The organism is Devosia riboflavina (assembly GCF_000743575.1).
In the GTDB taxonomy this organism is placed as follows: domain Bacteria; phylum Pseudomonadota; class Alphaproteobacteria; order Rhizobiales; family Devosiaceae; genus Devosia; species Devosia riboflavina.
In genome coordinates, this window is the sequence record NZ_JQGC01000007.1 from 130,233 (window position 1) to 144,648 (window position 14,416).

At 59.8% G+C, this 14,416-nt stretch carries 14 protein-coding genes; 9 read left to right on the forward strand and 5 right to left on the reverse strand.

Features of this window, described 5'->3' with window-relative positions; genetic code table 11:
• Window positions 1–60: 60 nt before the first annotated feature.
• The 4 genes from JP75_RS09820 to JP75_RS09835 are packed head-to-tail and all read right to left on the reverse strand — an operon-like array spanning window position 61 to window position 4,253.
• Window positions 61–1,308: an ABC transporter substrate-binding protein gene (locus tag JP75_RS09820; protein ID WP_035082339.1), complete on the reverse strand. Its 1,248-nt coding sequence runs from the start codon at window positions 1,306–1,308 to the stop codon at window positions 61–63.
• A gap of 22 nt (window positions 1,309–1,330) precedes the next feature.
• Window positions 1,331–2,425: an ABC transporter ATP-binding protein gene (locus JP75_RS09825; RefSeq protein WP_035082340.1), complete on the reverse strand. Its 1,095-nt coding sequence runs from the start codon at window positions 2,423–2,425 to the stop codon at window positions 1,331–1,333.
• A 5-nt stretch (window positions 2,426–2,430) separates the two neighbouring features.
• Complete coding sequence (locus tag JP75_RS09830) at window positions 2,431–3,363, reverse strand: carbohydrate ABC transporter permease (protein ID WP_035082341.1); 933 nt, start codon at window positions 3,361–3,363, stop codon at window positions 2,431–2,433.
• Window positions 3,360–4,253, reverse strand: a complete 894-nt coding sequence (locus JP75_RS09835; RefSeq protein WP_035082342.1) for a carbohydrate ABC transporter permease — start codon at window positions 4,251–4,253, stop codon at window positions 3,360–3,362. Before JP75_RS09835 ends, JP75_RS09830 begins: the two co-directional genes overlap by 4 nt.
• A 219-nt stretch (window positions 4,254–4,472) precedes the next feature.
• Between JP75_RS09835 and JP75_RS09840 the strand changes: the two genes are divergently transcribed.
• From JP75_RS09840 to JP75_RS09880, 9 genes are all read left to right on the forward strand, one after another.
• Window positions 4,473–5,258, forward strand: coding sequence for an aldo/keto reductase (locus tag JP75_RS09840; RefSeq protein ID WP_280113990.1), 786 nt, complete (start codon window positions 4,473–4,475; stop codon window positions 5,256–5,258).
• 156 nt (window positions 5,259–5,414) lie between these two features.
• A complete protein-coding gene (locus tag JP75_RS09845; RefSeq protein WP_035082344.1) occupies window positions 5,415–5,858 on the forward strand; it encodes a VOC family protein in 444 nt (147 codons plus the stop codon).
• 119 nt (window positions 5,859–5,977) lie between these two features.
• Window positions 5,978–7,000, forward strand: coding sequence for a LacI family DNA-binding transcriptional regulator (locus JP75_RS09850; RefSeq protein WP_035082345.1), 1,023 nt, complete (start codon window positions 5,978–5,980; stop codon window positions 6,998–7,000).
• 66 nt (window positions 7,001–7,066) lie between these two features.
• Window positions 7,067–8,068 (forward strand): zinc-dependent alcohol dehydrogenase, encoded by a 1,002-nt coding sequence (locus JP75_RS09855; RefSeq protein WP_244446291.1) that lies wholly within the window; start codon window positions 7,067–7,069, stop codon window positions 8,066–8,068.
• Window positions 8,065–8,925 (forward strand): sugar phosphate isomerase/epimerase family protein, encoded by an 861-nt coding sequence (locus JP75_RS09860; protein WP_051960560.1) that lies wholly within the window; start codon window positions 8,065–8,067, stop codon window positions 8,923–8,925. Before JP75_RS09855 ends, JP75_RS09860 begins: the two co-directional genes overlap by 4 nt.
• A gap of 37 nt (window positions 8,926–8,962) precedes the next feature.
• Entirely contained in the window at window positions 8,963–9,943 is a 981-nt protein-coding gene (locus JP75_RS09865) for an SDR family oxidoreductase (protein WP_035082346.1), read from the forward strand.
• A gap of 33 nt (window positions 9,944–9,976) precedes the next feature.
• Complete coding sequence (locus JP75_RS09870) at window positions 9,977–10,819, forward strand: N-formylglutamate amidohydrolase (RefSeq protein WP_152565796.1); 843 nt, start codon at window positions 9,977–9,979, stop codon at window positions 10,817–10,819.
• A complete protein-coding gene (locus tag JP75_RS09875; RefSeq protein WP_035082348.1) occupies window positions 10,816–12,666 on the forward strand; it encodes a flavohemoglobin expression-modulating QEGLA motif protein in 1,851 nt (616 codons plus the stop codon). Before JP75_RS09870 ends, JP75_RS09875 begins: the two co-directional genes overlap by 4 nt.
• A gap of 8 nt (window positions 12,667–12,674) precedes the next feature.
• Window positions 12,675–13,721 carry a glutathione synthetase gene (locus tag JP75_RS09880; protein WP_035082349.1) on the forward strand — a complete coding sequence of 349 codons (1,047 nt, stop codon included), beginning with the start codon at window positions 12,675–12,677 and terminating at the stop codon, window positions 13,719–13,721.
• On the opposite strand, the gene JP75_RS09885 is transcribed toward JP75_RS09880, so the two are convergent.
• The gene (locus tag JP75_RS09885) at window positions 13,718–14,326 is read right to left on the reverse strand and encodes a TetR/AcrR family transcriptional regulator (RefSeq protein ID WP_035082350.1); all 609 of its coding nucleotides are present in this window, start codon (window positions 14,324–14,326) and stop codon (window positions 13,718–13,720) included. The genes JP75_RS09880 and JP75_RS09885 overlap by 4 nt on opposite strands.
• Between the last annotated feature and the right edge of the window lie 90 nt (window positions 14,327–14,416).

Genomic DNA, 14,416 nt, shown 5'->3' on the forward strand with positions numbered 1-14,416 from the left:
GGTCCATTCAAAGGGAGGGAGGCCGGCGGCCCAAAGGTCGCCGACCCAGGGAGGAGGCGGTTAACCCAGGATGGTGTCGTAGTTCTCGTGCATCTGGGCGATGGCGTCTTCGACGGTCATGTTCGGATCGCTCCAGAAGTTGAAGACAACGTTCCAGATCGAATCCTGCCAGTCAGCGTCGGCGGTATTGTGCGGGTTCTGCACCTGCTGGGCCGGGTCTTCGAGAATGCGCAGCACTTCGGTCGAACAGGCGTCGAGGCTCTCGGCCGGTGCGTCGAGACGGACCGGGGTTGAGCCCTTTGCTGCTGCGAACTTGGCCTGTTCGGCGGGATCGAGTACCACCGAAGCAAAGTCGAGTTCGGCGGTCTTGACGTCCTCGGCGGTGCCGCCGAGCAGACCCCAGGCGTCAACCGTAACGACCACGGCCTGCGCGCCGGGGATTTCAATACAACCGAAATCCGTGCCGGCGACCTTGCCGGCGCCGAGCCACTCGCCCTTCATCCAGTCGCCATGGATCTGCATCAGCGCCTTGCCGGTGATGACCTCATTGGTGGTCTCGTTCCAGGGGCGGTTCTGAGCTTCGGGGCCAGCTTCATTGGCGAAAAGGCGCAGGGTCTCGAGAGCCTTGGCGAAGTTGGGATCGTCTAGCGCGGCTGGGTCGACCTCTTCGCCATAGATCTTCTTGTAGACGTCAGGCCCGGCAACGGCGGCCACCAGCGCATGAGTCAGATAGCCGACCTGGAACGGCTGGCTGCCGACGGCGAGCGGAGCGTAGCCGGCATCGCGGATTTTCTGGAAGTCGGCGAACATGGCGTCCATCGAGTCCCAGGCCGTGGGGTCGACACCCGCAGCTTTGGCGACTTCCATATTGTAATAGAGCATGCCGTCGATATGCAGCGCCTGTGGCACCTTGACGATCTCGCCATCGACAGAGATCGAGGCGGCAACGGCGGCGGGGAGCTTTTCGACGATCGCGTTATCGTTGAACCACTGGGTCAGCGGAAAGCCGAGGCCCATGCCGGCAATGTCGCGATAGACGCCAGGGTTGGATTCCATGAAGACATTGGGCGGCTGTCCGCCGGTGATCAGGCTCATCAGGTTCACGTTGGAGCCGGTATCGTGCGGAATGGCGATATCGGTCCAGGTATGGCCCTTGGCTTCTAGCCCCGCCTTGATGACGTTGAGGGCGGCGATTTCTGGTGGGGCGGACCAGCTATGATAGATGACCAGGTCGGTCGCCATGGCACCGAATGAGGTGGTGCTCAGCATGAGGCCAGCGACAATGCCGGCAAGTCTCTTGGTAGACATCGTTCTCTCTCCCTATTTATGCTTACATTCGCTGCCCGGTTCGGGCGTCGAACAGGTTGGCTTTGCCCTTGAGGTAGCTGACGGCGATGGATTGGCCTGGAGTCAACTTTGCGGCGGCGCCAGGCTCGACGCGCAGGGCAAGCAATTCGTCTTCGAACTTGAAGTAGGCTGACGCATCGGGGCCGGTACGCTCTGCATATTGTACTGGCACGGTGAAGCTGGCCGCGACCGGGCCGGTTGCCGTCAGCACAAAATGTTCCGGGCGAAGGCCGGCGATCACCTCGTCGCCGTCTCGTGGCGGGCTGGCGAAGGGGTAGTCAGACACATCAAGCCGCACACCGGAGGCAAAGACTGCCTCGACCTTGCCGGCGGCAACACTCAGCTTTGCCTTACGCAGGTTCATGGCCGGGGAGCCGATGAAGCCGGCCACGAAAAGATTGGCCGGGCGCTCGTAGATTTCGTCCGGCGTGCCGAACTGCTGGATAACGCCGCCATTCATCACCGCGATCTTGGTCGCCATGGTCATGGCTTCGATCTGGTCGTGCGTCACATAGACGATCGTAGATTTGAGCTGGTCGTGCAGCTTCTTGATTTCTAGCCGCATCTCGGTGCGCAGTTTGGCGTCGAGATTGCTGAGCGGTTCGTCGAAGAGGAAGACGCTGACATTTTTCACCAGGGCCCGGCCGATGGCGACGCGCTGGCGCTGGCCGCCCGAGAGCTGGCCGGGTTTTCTGTTCAGCAGCGGCTCGATCTGCAAGAGCTTGGCGGCCCAGGCGATGCGCTTTTCAATCTCCTCGCGTGGCAGCTTGCTGGCCGAGAGGCCGAACCTGAGATTTCCGTGCACGGTCTTGGTCGGATAGAGCGCGTAGGACTGGAACACCATGGCAAGGCCGCGATCCTTGGGATCGAGGTCGGTCACATCGCGTTCGCCGATCATGATGCGGCCATCCGTGACGTCGAGAAGGCCCGCCAGCAGGTTCAGGAGTGTGGTCTTACCGCAGCCCGAGGGGCCAAGCAGCACGAGAAAGTCACCATCGTCGATAGAGAGGTTGAGATCGTCCAGGACCTTGAGGAGGCCATAGGTCTTGGTGATGTGCTCGAAGCTTACGCGGGGCATTCAGGTCAACCTTTGATGGCGCCGGCGGTAATGCCCTGGACGAAGAGCTTGCCGACGAAGAAATAGATGACGAGAGGGGGAATGGCGGTGAGCAGGGCCGCGGCCATGTTGTCGTTGTAGCGAACGGTGCCGGTCGAGATGGTGATGAGGTTGGCCAGGTTCACCGTCATGGGCTGGGCGCCCAGGCCACCAAAGGTCACGCCGATCAGATAGTCGTTCCAGATGGAGGTGATCTGCAGGATCAGCACCACGATCAGGATATTGCCGGACATGGGCAGGATGATTTCGAAGAAGATCTTCCAGAACGAGCCGCTATCCATGATGGCCGCGCTCATGATCTCCTGCGGTATATCCTTGTAATAGTTTCGGAAAATCAGAGTGAGGACCGGCATGGCCAGCACGGCATGGATGATGGCAACGCCCCAGATGCTGCCATAGACCTTGAGCGTCGCCGTCATCGAGATCAGCGGGAACATGATGATCTGGAAGGGCACGAAGGCGCAGATGAACAGCACGAAAAGGAAGGGACCCGCCCATTTGACGTTCCACAGCGCCAGCGCATAGCCGGTGACGATGGAAAGGCCGATCGAGAGGGCCAGCGAGGGAATGAGGATGGAGACCGAGTTCCAGAACCCGACCTTTAGGCCTTCGCAGCGCGTGCCGGAGCATGCGGTGTTCCAGGCATGGTCCCAGGCCTCCAGCGTCCACACATTGGGCAGCGCGAACATGGCGCCCTCGCGGATCTGGTCCATCGTCTTGAACGAGGTGGTGATCACCACATAGAGCGGAATGCAGAAGAACAGGGCACAGATGGCAAGGAAGGCGAGGACGGCGATCGAACGACCGGTGATCGCTTTCTTCTTGCGCGGGAAATAGGGGGCGCTACGGACGGCAACTTCGGCGCCGAGGGCCTTTTGCGTGGCGGTGAGATCGGTCATCCACGTGCTCCCGAACGGCGTTGTTGCCAGGCGGTGAGCAGCACCAGCGGCAGGAAGATAACCGCGGTGATCAGCAGCATCACAACTGCAGCGGCCGAGGCAAAGCCGAGATTGCCCTTGGCCGAGAGCGCCTGGATGGTGAAATAGGCTGGCACATAGGTCGATTGGCCCGGGCCGCCATTGGTCATGGCGACGATGACGTCATAGGCCTTGATAACGCCCAGCGAGAGCAGAATGGCGCAGGTGACGAAGGTAAACTTCATCATGGGAATGATGATCTCGGTATAGAGCTTGAATAGACCCACGCCATCGAGGCGCGCGGCGCTCCAGATTTCCGAATTGATGGATTTGAGGCCCGCCAGCATCAGCGCCATGTAGAAACCAGCGCTCTGCCAGACCGAGGCGAGGATTACGCCGTACATGGCGGTTTCCGGGCGCGCCAGCCAACTGGCATTGACCCAGGTTAGGCCAATGGAATGGATGAAATGCTCGGCGCCCAGTTCGGGGTTGAAAATCCAGCGCCATGCCGCGCCGGTAACGATCAGCGAGATGGCGAGGGGATAGAGAAACACCGTCCGGAAGAGGCTTTCCCCGCGCTTTTCTCGATCGATCATGGCGGCGAGGATGAAGCCGAAGACGATGGCGAGAGCGCTGCCGAAGCCCAGCACGATCAGGTTTTGCAACGAGATCATCCAGGCGTCGTCCTTGAACAGGCGCTCGTATTGCCGGCCCCAGTCGGACCAGTCGATCTCGTATTCCGGCAGGCGCCGGCTGCGCGTCAGGGATAGGTAGATCGTCCACAGGATGGCGCCAATGAAGGCGACCAAGGTCACCAGGCCAGCCGGCATCAATGCCAGCTGGGGTGACCATCGGCTCCACCGAAAGGTCATGCTCGTCCTCCCTTGCACGTCGCGGCGGATTGTTCCGCTCTTCGTCGTGACAGCTCTTGCGGGCAGTATTATCGTTAAACTAGGGTCATGCCGGACGATCCGTCAATAGTCTTTTCGCTTGCCGGATGGGTGTTTTGATCGACTGATGGAGCGAGTTCGTCGTCAGGGATCTCGGCTGAAGGAGGTAAAAATATGAAAAATCAATATGATATACCGCAAATGGGCTTCGGTACCTTTGCGCGAAAAGGAGGCGATGGCATCGAGGCCATGCTGGTAGCGCTCGAGACGGGTTATCGACATCTTGATACCGCGCAGGATTATGGGACCGAGACAGAGGTTGGTCAGGCCGTGCAGCGATCGGGTCTCAATCGCGACGATGTCTTCATTACCACCAAGATTGCCACCGGAAACCTGGGAGCCGGCGCGTTGATTTCATCGCTGCGGCAGAGTCTTGATAATCTGCAAGTCGACCAGCTTGACCTGACGCTCATCCACTGGCCATCCCCGAACAACGCCGTACCGTTGGCGGTCTATATCGAGCAATTGGCCGAAGCGCATGAACTGGGACTGACCCGCCTGATCGGCGTTTCCAACTTCACCATTGCCATGCTCGAAGAGGCTCAGGCCATTCTGGGTGACCTCAAGATTGCCAACAACCAGTTCGAGCTGAATCCGCTGCTTCAGAACAAAAAACTTGCAAACTATTGTATTAAAATGGGAATTTCTGTAACCTGTTATCTGCCGATTGCCCGCGGCATTCTTGGCGGCGTGCCGGAGATTGCGCAAATCGCCGCCCGCCATGGCGCGACGCCGGAGCAAGTGGCTTTGGCCTTCGAGTTTGCCAAAGGCTATATCGCCATCCCTACATCGAGCCGGGCAGACCGCATCCGCTCCAATTATCTCGCCACTAAACTCGTACTTTCCGCTGCTGAGATTGCGACGATCGAAACGGTGGATCGTGGGCAGCGCGTCATCGATCCGGCTTGGGGACCGGACTGGGATTGAGCGCATGGGTGGCTGTTGACAACGCCGCGACTTGGGATAATAGCTTGTCGTATTAACGTTCCTACTAGGTCGCCCGTGCTGACATATCGGGCGGTCCGCTGGTCCTTTGCCGGCGGAAAGGATCAGCTATGGCCGCAATGTCGGCGTGGAGGAATTATGAAGGGCATTACCAGCCTCGGGCACATCGCCATCAACGTGGTCGATCTCGACAAGTCGCTCGATTACTATGTCAACAAGCTCGGCTTCCCCGAAATGCTGCGGCTCAAGCGTGATGATGGCGAGACCTGGCTCGTCTATCTGCGCATCACCGACGAGCAATATCTGGAAATCTTCCCCGGCGCCGAAAACGATCGCGCTCCGGCGAGCTGGCACACCAATGGCATGACCCATATGTGCTGGACTATCGACGACCTCGACGCCACCTGCGATCGCATCAAGGCTACGGGCATAAAGCTTCTGTCCGAACCCAAGGCCGGGCTCGATGGCAATCGCCAGGCCTGGCTCGAAGATCCCGACGGCAATCGCATCGAACTGATGGAAATGCACCCGGACTGCTTGCAATATCAAGCCATCCGCCGTCTCCACGCAGAAGGCGTCTAGTTTAGAGCCGCTTCCGGTGTGTATTGTCGCCCATGATTTTGATCGTCTCTCGTCGGCCTCGTATATCCGCGTATCGGTCAGTGTTCGCCGCTCACGCAGCATGTCGGTAGGTTGAGATCATGGGCAAATCCACCGTTCGCCTGAAGGATATCGCGGATCGGACCGGTTTCTCGGTCAATACGGTTTCGCTGGCCCTGCGGCAGAGCCCGCGCATTCCCGAAGAAACCTCGATTCTCATTCGCGAGGCGGCCGCAGAGCTCAATTATCTGCCCAATCATGTCGCCAAGTCCTTGGTCAGCCGCGAGACCAAGACCATCGGGCTGGTGTTGACCGACATTACCAATCCAGCCCTTACGCAGGTTGCCCAGGCCGTTGAGACGCTCTTGTCGGAGCGCGGCTATTCCACGCTCTTTGCCACCTCCAACAATGACCTGGACGAGGAAAAGCGGGTCATCGAGATGTTCCGCTCTCGGCAGGTGGACGGCATGCTGATTTACCCGCGCAGTCACCGCGAACTCGATCATATCCGTCGGCTGCGCCAGGCCAATTATCCCGTGGTGCTGCTGGTTGGGGATCCCGATGCTGGTATAGACGCCGTCTGCATCGACGAGCGCCGCGGCGCCTATCGGGCCGTGCGCCACCTCATCGATATCGGCCACAGGCGCATTGCCATCATCGATACTTCGAATGCCAAGGGAAACCTCGAAAAGCGCGATGGCTATAACCAGGCGCACAAGGAGGCCGGGCTGCCGATCGACAGTGAATTGCTGGCTGACCCCTTGGGCAATTCGGTGATCCGCGGTTATTGGGCCATGGATCGCCTGATGAGCATGCAGGTGCGGCCGACGGCGGTCTTTGCGGCCAATGACTCGCTGGCCATCGGCGCGCTGCGCTGGACGCAGAAGAACAATCTACGCGTGCCCAAGGATGTCGCCATCATGGGTTTTGATAATATCGAATTTGCCGAGCATGCGGCGACGCCGATTTCTTCGGTCAAATATGAAGTCGATATGGTGACCGAACTGGCAGTGGAGCGCCTGTTGCAACTGATCGCCGCCCCGGAAGGCCTGCCAGAGCCGCGGGTCACTATGATAGACCCTGAACTTATCGTTCGCGACAGCACGGCGGGCAGGGGAGACTAGGCCATAATTGGGCAACTCTAGGTTTTCGAGGAGGAGACGAAAATTCTAAGTGTAGAAATTACCGGTGTGCGCGAAGCCGTGGTTGCGGAACGTCCGGACCCGCAAGCGGCAGGCGATGTCGTCAAGGTCGAGATTCTCGTAGCGCCGATGTGCACCGAGTGGCAGTCCTGGCGCGCCGGCAAGCCTGGCCATGAACTCGGCCATGAAGCGGTCGGTGTGGTTGTTGATGCAGCCTCGTCCACGCGGCATAAGGTCGGTGATCGGGTGATTGCCATGCCGCATTGGGGATGTGGCAAGTGCCCTGCCTGCCTCTCCGGGGAACATATCCACTGCACTGACCAACGCGATCTGCTGGCTGAAACCGGTTCCAGTTGCGGCCTTGGCGGCTATGCCCAATACCTCCTGAAGCCCGACTACCTGCTTTATCCCGTACCTGACGATATAGAGACCGATCACGCGGCCATGGCGCTTTGTGCGCTCGGCCCCAGCTTCACGGCGATGGAGCGCATGCAGGTCTCGCCCGCCGATACGCTGGTGGTGTCGGGTTGCGGCGCGGTTGGCCTCGGCGCCATCGTCAATGCGCGAACCATCGGGGCGCGCGTCATTGCGCTCGAATTGCATCCGTTCCGCGCTGATCTCGCCCGTGCGCTCGGTGCCGAACATGTGCTTGATCCGCGCGCGCCCGACCTCGTCGAGCAGGTCAGGGCACTAACCGGTGGTTACGGCGCCGATGCCGTCATCGAGACCAGCAATAATGAAGCTGCGCCTCCGATCGTGCTCGAACTGGTGCGCGCACGTGGTCGTCTCGCCTTCGTCACCTGGAGTGGCGCTTTGCCGGTTAATCGCATTACCGGCAAGGGCGTCGATATCTTTGGCTGCTGGCACTGGAACCATGATCAGGCCGGGGAGCGCATGATGCAGCGTGTTCGCGAGGCCCGACCGCTGCTCGACAAGCTCGTGACGCATCGTTTCGTCCTGGCCGATGTCAGTGACGCTTTCGCGCTGCAGGAGACAGGGCAGTGCGGCAAGGTGCTGCTCTATCCAGGTGGTCGGGGAGCAGGGGCATGACCATGAGACTCGGTGGCTATGGCATCGACTATAGGGGCGATCCCGAGGCCTATGCGCAAGCGCATGTCGCCTTCGGATACAATGCGGCTTACATGCCCAATATCAGCCTCGAAAACCGCGACGAGATCGCCGCCATCGTTACGGCCATGGCCGACGCAGATGTGATCATTGCCGAGGCCGGGGCCTGGAAAAACCTGATTGCCCACGATGAGGGGCAGCGAAAAGCCAATCTCGACTATGCCGTCCACCAACTGGCATTGGCGGACGAGTTGGGGGCGCGGGCCTGCGTTGCCTTTCATGGCACGGTCGGCCATGCGGGCGATCCCTGGCAGCTCAGCGACAATTACGACTATGGCCCGCATCCGGACAATCAGAGCGAGGCCGGATTCCAGCGGGCGGTGGATACGGCCCGCTATATCATCGATGCGGTAAAGCCCAAGCGCACCAAGTTTTCCCTGGAAATGGTGCCTTGGCTCGTGACCGATACGGCGGAGAATTATCTCAAGCTGCTCAAGGCGATCGACCGTCCGCAATTCGGTGCGCATATCGATGCGGCCAATATGGTGATCAGCCCGCGGCTTTACTTCAATACCGGGCGCATGATCCGCGAGGCCTTCGAACTCCTCGGGCCCTGGGTGGTGTCATGCCACGCCAAGGATATTGTGATGCAGGGTGGGCCGGGGACGATCTCGTTCCATCTAGACGAAGTGCCGCCGGGCGAAGGCAATCTCGACTACGGCGCCTATGTCGCCGAAATCGGCAAATTGGGCCGGGACATTCCGCTGATGCTCGAGCACTTTGGGGTGCCTGAATACAAGCGCGGGCTCGCTTACATCAAGACCATTGCCGGCGCCTGACGCGCCAAAACTCCCCCTTCAGATTTCGAGGTTTTCCATGGCTAAGACTGTTCTTTTCATCGGCGGCACCGGTCAGATTTCCTATCCGTGTGTCGCAGAGGCGGTGGCGCGGGGCCATAAAGTCAGTGTCTTTAATCGCGGCAAGCGCGGGGACGCCTTACCTCAAGGCGTAACGTCCATTGTTGGCGACCTGGCCGGGCCTGAATATGCCGAGCTCGCCAAGCACAACTTTGACGTCGTCTGCCAGTTCATCGCCTTCACGCCCGATCAAGTCGCTCGGGACATCGAGGTATTTGCCGGCCATTGCGGGCAATACATCTTTATCTCTTCGGCCTCGGTCTACGAGAAGCCGGCGCGCCACTATGTGATCACCGAGAAAACCCCTGCCATCAATCCCTACTGGCCCTATAGCCAGGCCAAGATCGCCTGCGAACAATTGCTGGAGAAGTCAGAAGGCTTGCCTTGGACCATTGTGCGGCCCAGCCACACGGTGCGCACGGGCCTGCCGATCATGATGGGCGATAGCGACATCATGGCCCGTCGCATGCTCGAAGGTGAGCCCACCATCGTTGCTGGGGACGGCAACACGCCCTGGACGCTGACCCGCTCGGTCGATTTCGCCGTGCCCTTCGTCCGCCTCTTCGGCAAGGACGCTGCACTCAGCGAGATCTTTCACATCACCAATGACCGTGCCCATATCTGGGACGACATCCAGAAGGCCATCGGCCGTTTGCTCGGCGTCGAAGCCAAGATCGTGCATGTGCCCACTGATACGCTGGTCCGCTACAATCCCGAATGGGTGGGGCCGCTGACTGGCGACAAAGCCTGGACCGCGATCTTCGATAATTCCAAGATCAAGAGTGTGGTCGGCGATTTTTCCTGCGCTGAAAGTCTCGATGAAATTCTGGCCGAGCCTATCGTGCATTTGAAAGATCGCCTTGCCGCGAAGCGCCCGCCCAAGGGCGATTTCGATGCCCTGGTTGACCGCATCTGCGCGGCTCAGGCGGCCCTGGGATAGACCGCGGGCCGAACCGGCCGGAACTGGACGAGCATGGCGGGCGTTGAGCCCGCCATGGAAACCAGCGTCGATTTTTCCGAGAACCTCGATCAGGGCGAGTTGTGGGCGCTTCGCGTTGCCGCATCCCCCTTGGTCGGAACCGCCATTCACGATGGGCACGCCGTTTGGCCACGCTTGTCGCAGATCATGGCCCTTGATGAGGCGCAGCGCCTTCGTGAAGAGGATCCATTCACCGCCGAATTCGTGAAAGATATCCCCACCAGCATCGTGGTGCGGCGATCGCGCTTCGAGGTGGATCTCAATCGGGCGCCGGAAGGCGCCATCTATCTTCGCCCTGAACAGGCCTGGGGCCTCGACGTTTGGAAGCGTAAACCCGACGAGGAGCATGTCGCCCAACTTCTTCGCCAGCATGCGCGCTATTACGCCCTGCTGCGGCATGTGCTTGGCGAGATCGCAGCGCAGTTCGGCGCCTTCGTCGTACTTGACATGCATAGCTACAACCATCGCCGCAATGGTCCGGGTGGGCCAGCCACGCCGCAGGATGATGCACCCGATATCAATATTGGGACCTTCTCCATGGATCGGGCGCGCTGGGCCCATATCCTTGATCCATTCATGGCTTGCCTGCGCCAGGCCACCGTAAAAGGGCGCCCGCTGGACGTTCGCGAAAATATCGCCTTCGCCGGCAAGGGCGAACAGACACGGTTCATCCACGAGCACTTCCCACAAGCCGGCTGCGCCATTGCCGTCGAGTTCAAGAAAATCTTCATGGATGAATGGACCGGCGTGCCGGATATGGAGGCCATCGCCGATCTCCGCCGTGCGGTCGCGATGAGCCTGCCAGTTTTGCAAGCCGCTCTGCTGGGTCGGCCATGAAGCAAGGACAGAGCGGTGTCGATATCGCAGCAGTTGAGGCCGCCCTGCGAGAGGACGGTCCCATACGGCTGGACTTGGCCGGGCGAGGGCGGCTGTTCATGGACCGGCCGATGCCCTTTCTTGTTGTGCATATCGGTAGGCGATCCGAACCGGCCGCGCGGGATGTGGCCATGGCCAACTCCGCTTATTTGCTGGTGCCCAATCTGACCGATGCCGTGGCCGTGATCCGCCTCGTGGGTGCCGCCATGCTCGAACGCTTCGGAGCCTTTGTCGTCCTCGACATTGGAGAATTGACCAAGGACGGTCTCGCCAAGGACGCGCCCTATCTCGCTCCCTTCGAGGTGAGTGCTTCGGCTCCGGCAGGTCGGGCCGCACAGTTAGCGTTGTCGGCGTTGATCGGTGGCCTCGAAAAGGTTGACGCGCGGTACCGGGCGCCGAGAGTGACCCGCAAGGCCCTCGATGAAGACGGTCATGCGGGTCTTGCTCGGCGTCTTCCCGCATTTCCCGTGCTGACCCTGCGTTTTGCTCCGATCTACAAGGTGCCGCAGTCCCACGCGACCTATCCTGAACTTCGGGAGCGTCTTGTCGCGAATGTCTTCGATGCCGCCTTGCAGGCAATGGCCGAATTCGCCCGCCACGAAACCAGTCTGTCGCCGGCCAGCCATCGGGCGCTCGGCCGTCGGGTTTTCGTCGATGCGGTCATGCGCGCCGATAAGGCTATCGACGCGATTGCCAGTAACTTCGATTTTCTTCTCGCCGTTACGCCTATTAATGCGGAAGACGCCTGGTCAGAGTTCAAGGCCGGCAAATTCGAACGCGCGCCCCAGTTTCTCTATAGACCGCTGACCATCGATATCGCGGCGAGCAAGAAGGCGCTTTTTTCCATTGGCCTCGATCATTTTGAGGATCCCGTGTTGAGCACGCTCTATCGGGAAAAGCAGCGTGAACTCGATCTACAGCTATCGATGCTTTCCATGCGCGAGGATCGTCAATTCCTTGAACTGGGCCGGGCGCTTTATCGCTCCATCGAACCGCGCCTCGAAAAAGCGGCGCACGAAATTCTGGAGGCGACGGCGAAAAGCCGATCCGGCAACGAGGTCGCCAATGTCGACTATCGGTTTGTGGAGCGCCGCGCGCAGGCGATGATCGATCGCTATGCCGCCCAGTCAAACAGTTTTGCCGCGTCTATCGACCTGCGCGACGACTTGCCCGCTGGCATGATGGTAACCAATGGCCAATTGCTGATCTCGCGCAATACCACGATGGCCAGGGATCGCGTGGAAGCCCTGCTCAGCCATGAGGTGGGGGTGCATCTCCTGACCTATTTCAACGGCTCGGGTCACGGCCTGCAGATCTTCCGCAGCGGGCTTGCCGGCTATGAAGGGGCACAGGAAGGGCTTGCCGTGCTGGCCGAATATCTGGCAGGCGGCATGACGATCGCGCGCCTGCGTCTCCTTGCGGTACGAGTGCTAGCCGTGTCGGACATGCTGGGCGGTGCGGGCTTTGTCGAAACCTTTGCCATGCTGACCAAGGAGCACAAGTTCTCCGAGCGCAATGCCTTCAACATTGCCCTGCGCGTCCATCGCGGCGGGGGCCTTGCCAAGGACGCCATTTACCTGCGCGGGCTGTTCGAGCTTCTGGATCATCTGTCGAGCGGCGGTTCTCTCGATCCTTTCTGGCTGGGCAAGATTGCTTCAGCCCATTTCTCGGTCATTCAGGAATTGAGCACGCGTGGACTGCTCAAAGCGCCGCGCTTGCTGCCGCAATTTCTTGACATTCCGGGCGCCGACCAGCGCCTGGCCCGCCTCAAGGGCGGGCTTTCACCCCTCGATCTCATCGCTGCCTAGGAGTGGCCATGCGCATTGCATTTTTTGTCAACTCAATCGAAGGCGAGTCGCCCCACTACACAACCACAACCCTCGCCCTGGCGGCATTGGGGCGCGGTCACGACGTCTGCTATGTCACGCCATCGGATTTTGTGCTGCGCGCCGACGATGGGCTGGCCATTCGCGGCCTCGAACTTCCGGCCTCCAACTACAAGAAGTCTGAAACGCTCCATAAAGACCTGCAGAGCAAAAGCGCCGAGATGCGCACATTCGATGTGGAGGAGATCGATGTGCTGTTTCTGCGCAACGATCCGTCTCTCGATGCGGTGGATCGGCCCTGGGCCGCCAATATCGGCATCATTTTTGGTCGCATGGCTGCTCGGCGCGGCGTTCTGGTCGTCAATGATCCGGAGGGATTGGCTCAGGCGCAGAACAAGCTGTACTTCCAGGATTTTCCCGCTTCAGTACGGCCCACAACGCTCATTTCGAAGAATATCGAGGAAATTCGAGCCTTCCTCGACGGCCAGAAAAAGGGGGCGATCGTCAAACCCTTGCAAGGCTCGGGCGGAAAGAACGTCTTCAAGGTGGCTTCGCCTAAGGACCACAACCTCAACCAGATTTTCGAAGCCGTCAGCGGCGAGGGCTATCTGATTGCCCAAGCCTTCCTGCCGGAGGCCAGCGAGGGCGATGTGCGCTTCTTCATGATGAACGGGCGCCCCCTTATGCGCGATGGCAAATATGCTGCCTTTCGAAGGGTGCCAGCCAAGGGTGAAATTCGCTCGAATATCCATGTCGGAGGTGGACCCGCGCCCGTCGAGGTGACGGAGACCATGTTGGCAATAGCTGAAACGGTTCGGCCAAAGCTCATCCACGATGGCATGTTTCTCGTCGGTCTCGACATCGTCGGCGACAAGATTTTGGAGATCAACGTTTTCACCCCCGGCGGGCTGAACAATCTCTCCGAACTCTACGAAACTAATTTTTCCGACAGCGTCATCGCGGCGCTCGAGGAGAAGAAGGCCATCAGCGACGCCTATGGGAAACGGATCGCCAATCGCGAACTGGCGACCCTTTAGGCTGTGCCGCCATGGTCGGGCTTGCGCAAGCTTTCGAGCAATAGTCGAAACCCGGCAACCGCCCGCTTGGAGGTTGCCTCGGGATCGTCGGCGCTGGCAATCCAGGTTGCGGCGTGAGAACTCGCGCCGTTGATCAGGCGGGCAGCCACCTCCGTGTCGACATCGATCAACTGCCCTTCGGTCTTTGCAGCGTCCAAATTAGTCTTGAGCGCCATAATACAGGCGTTTGCGCTGGGCCACTGTGAAGGGTCCCCGAGCACGGCCGGTGCATCGCGGAACATGATGCGCTGAATCTCTGGTTCGAGCGCCATTTCGATATAGGCGATCCATTCGTCGACCAGCCCCTGCCACCGGGAGGGCGCTTTCATCGAAATGGCAAGCAGACGCTCGGACATTTCGCTGTCGATCTCCTCGACCACAGCCCGAAGCAGCCCCTCCTTATCGCCAAAGTGGTGATAGAGCGCGCCCCGGGTAAGGCCGGCCTCTGCGGTGAAGTCGTCCATTGAGGATGCGGCATAGCCGATTGTACCGAAGGCCTTTCGTCCCGCCGCCAGCAGCTTTTGGCGGGTCTCAGCCATGGCTTCCTTTCGCGATTTTCCGACCATATCACTCCGTTCGCATACGTAACGTATTTGGATTGACATACGAGATGTATGCCAATATCCATTTCACATACGCAACGTATATAAGCGTTG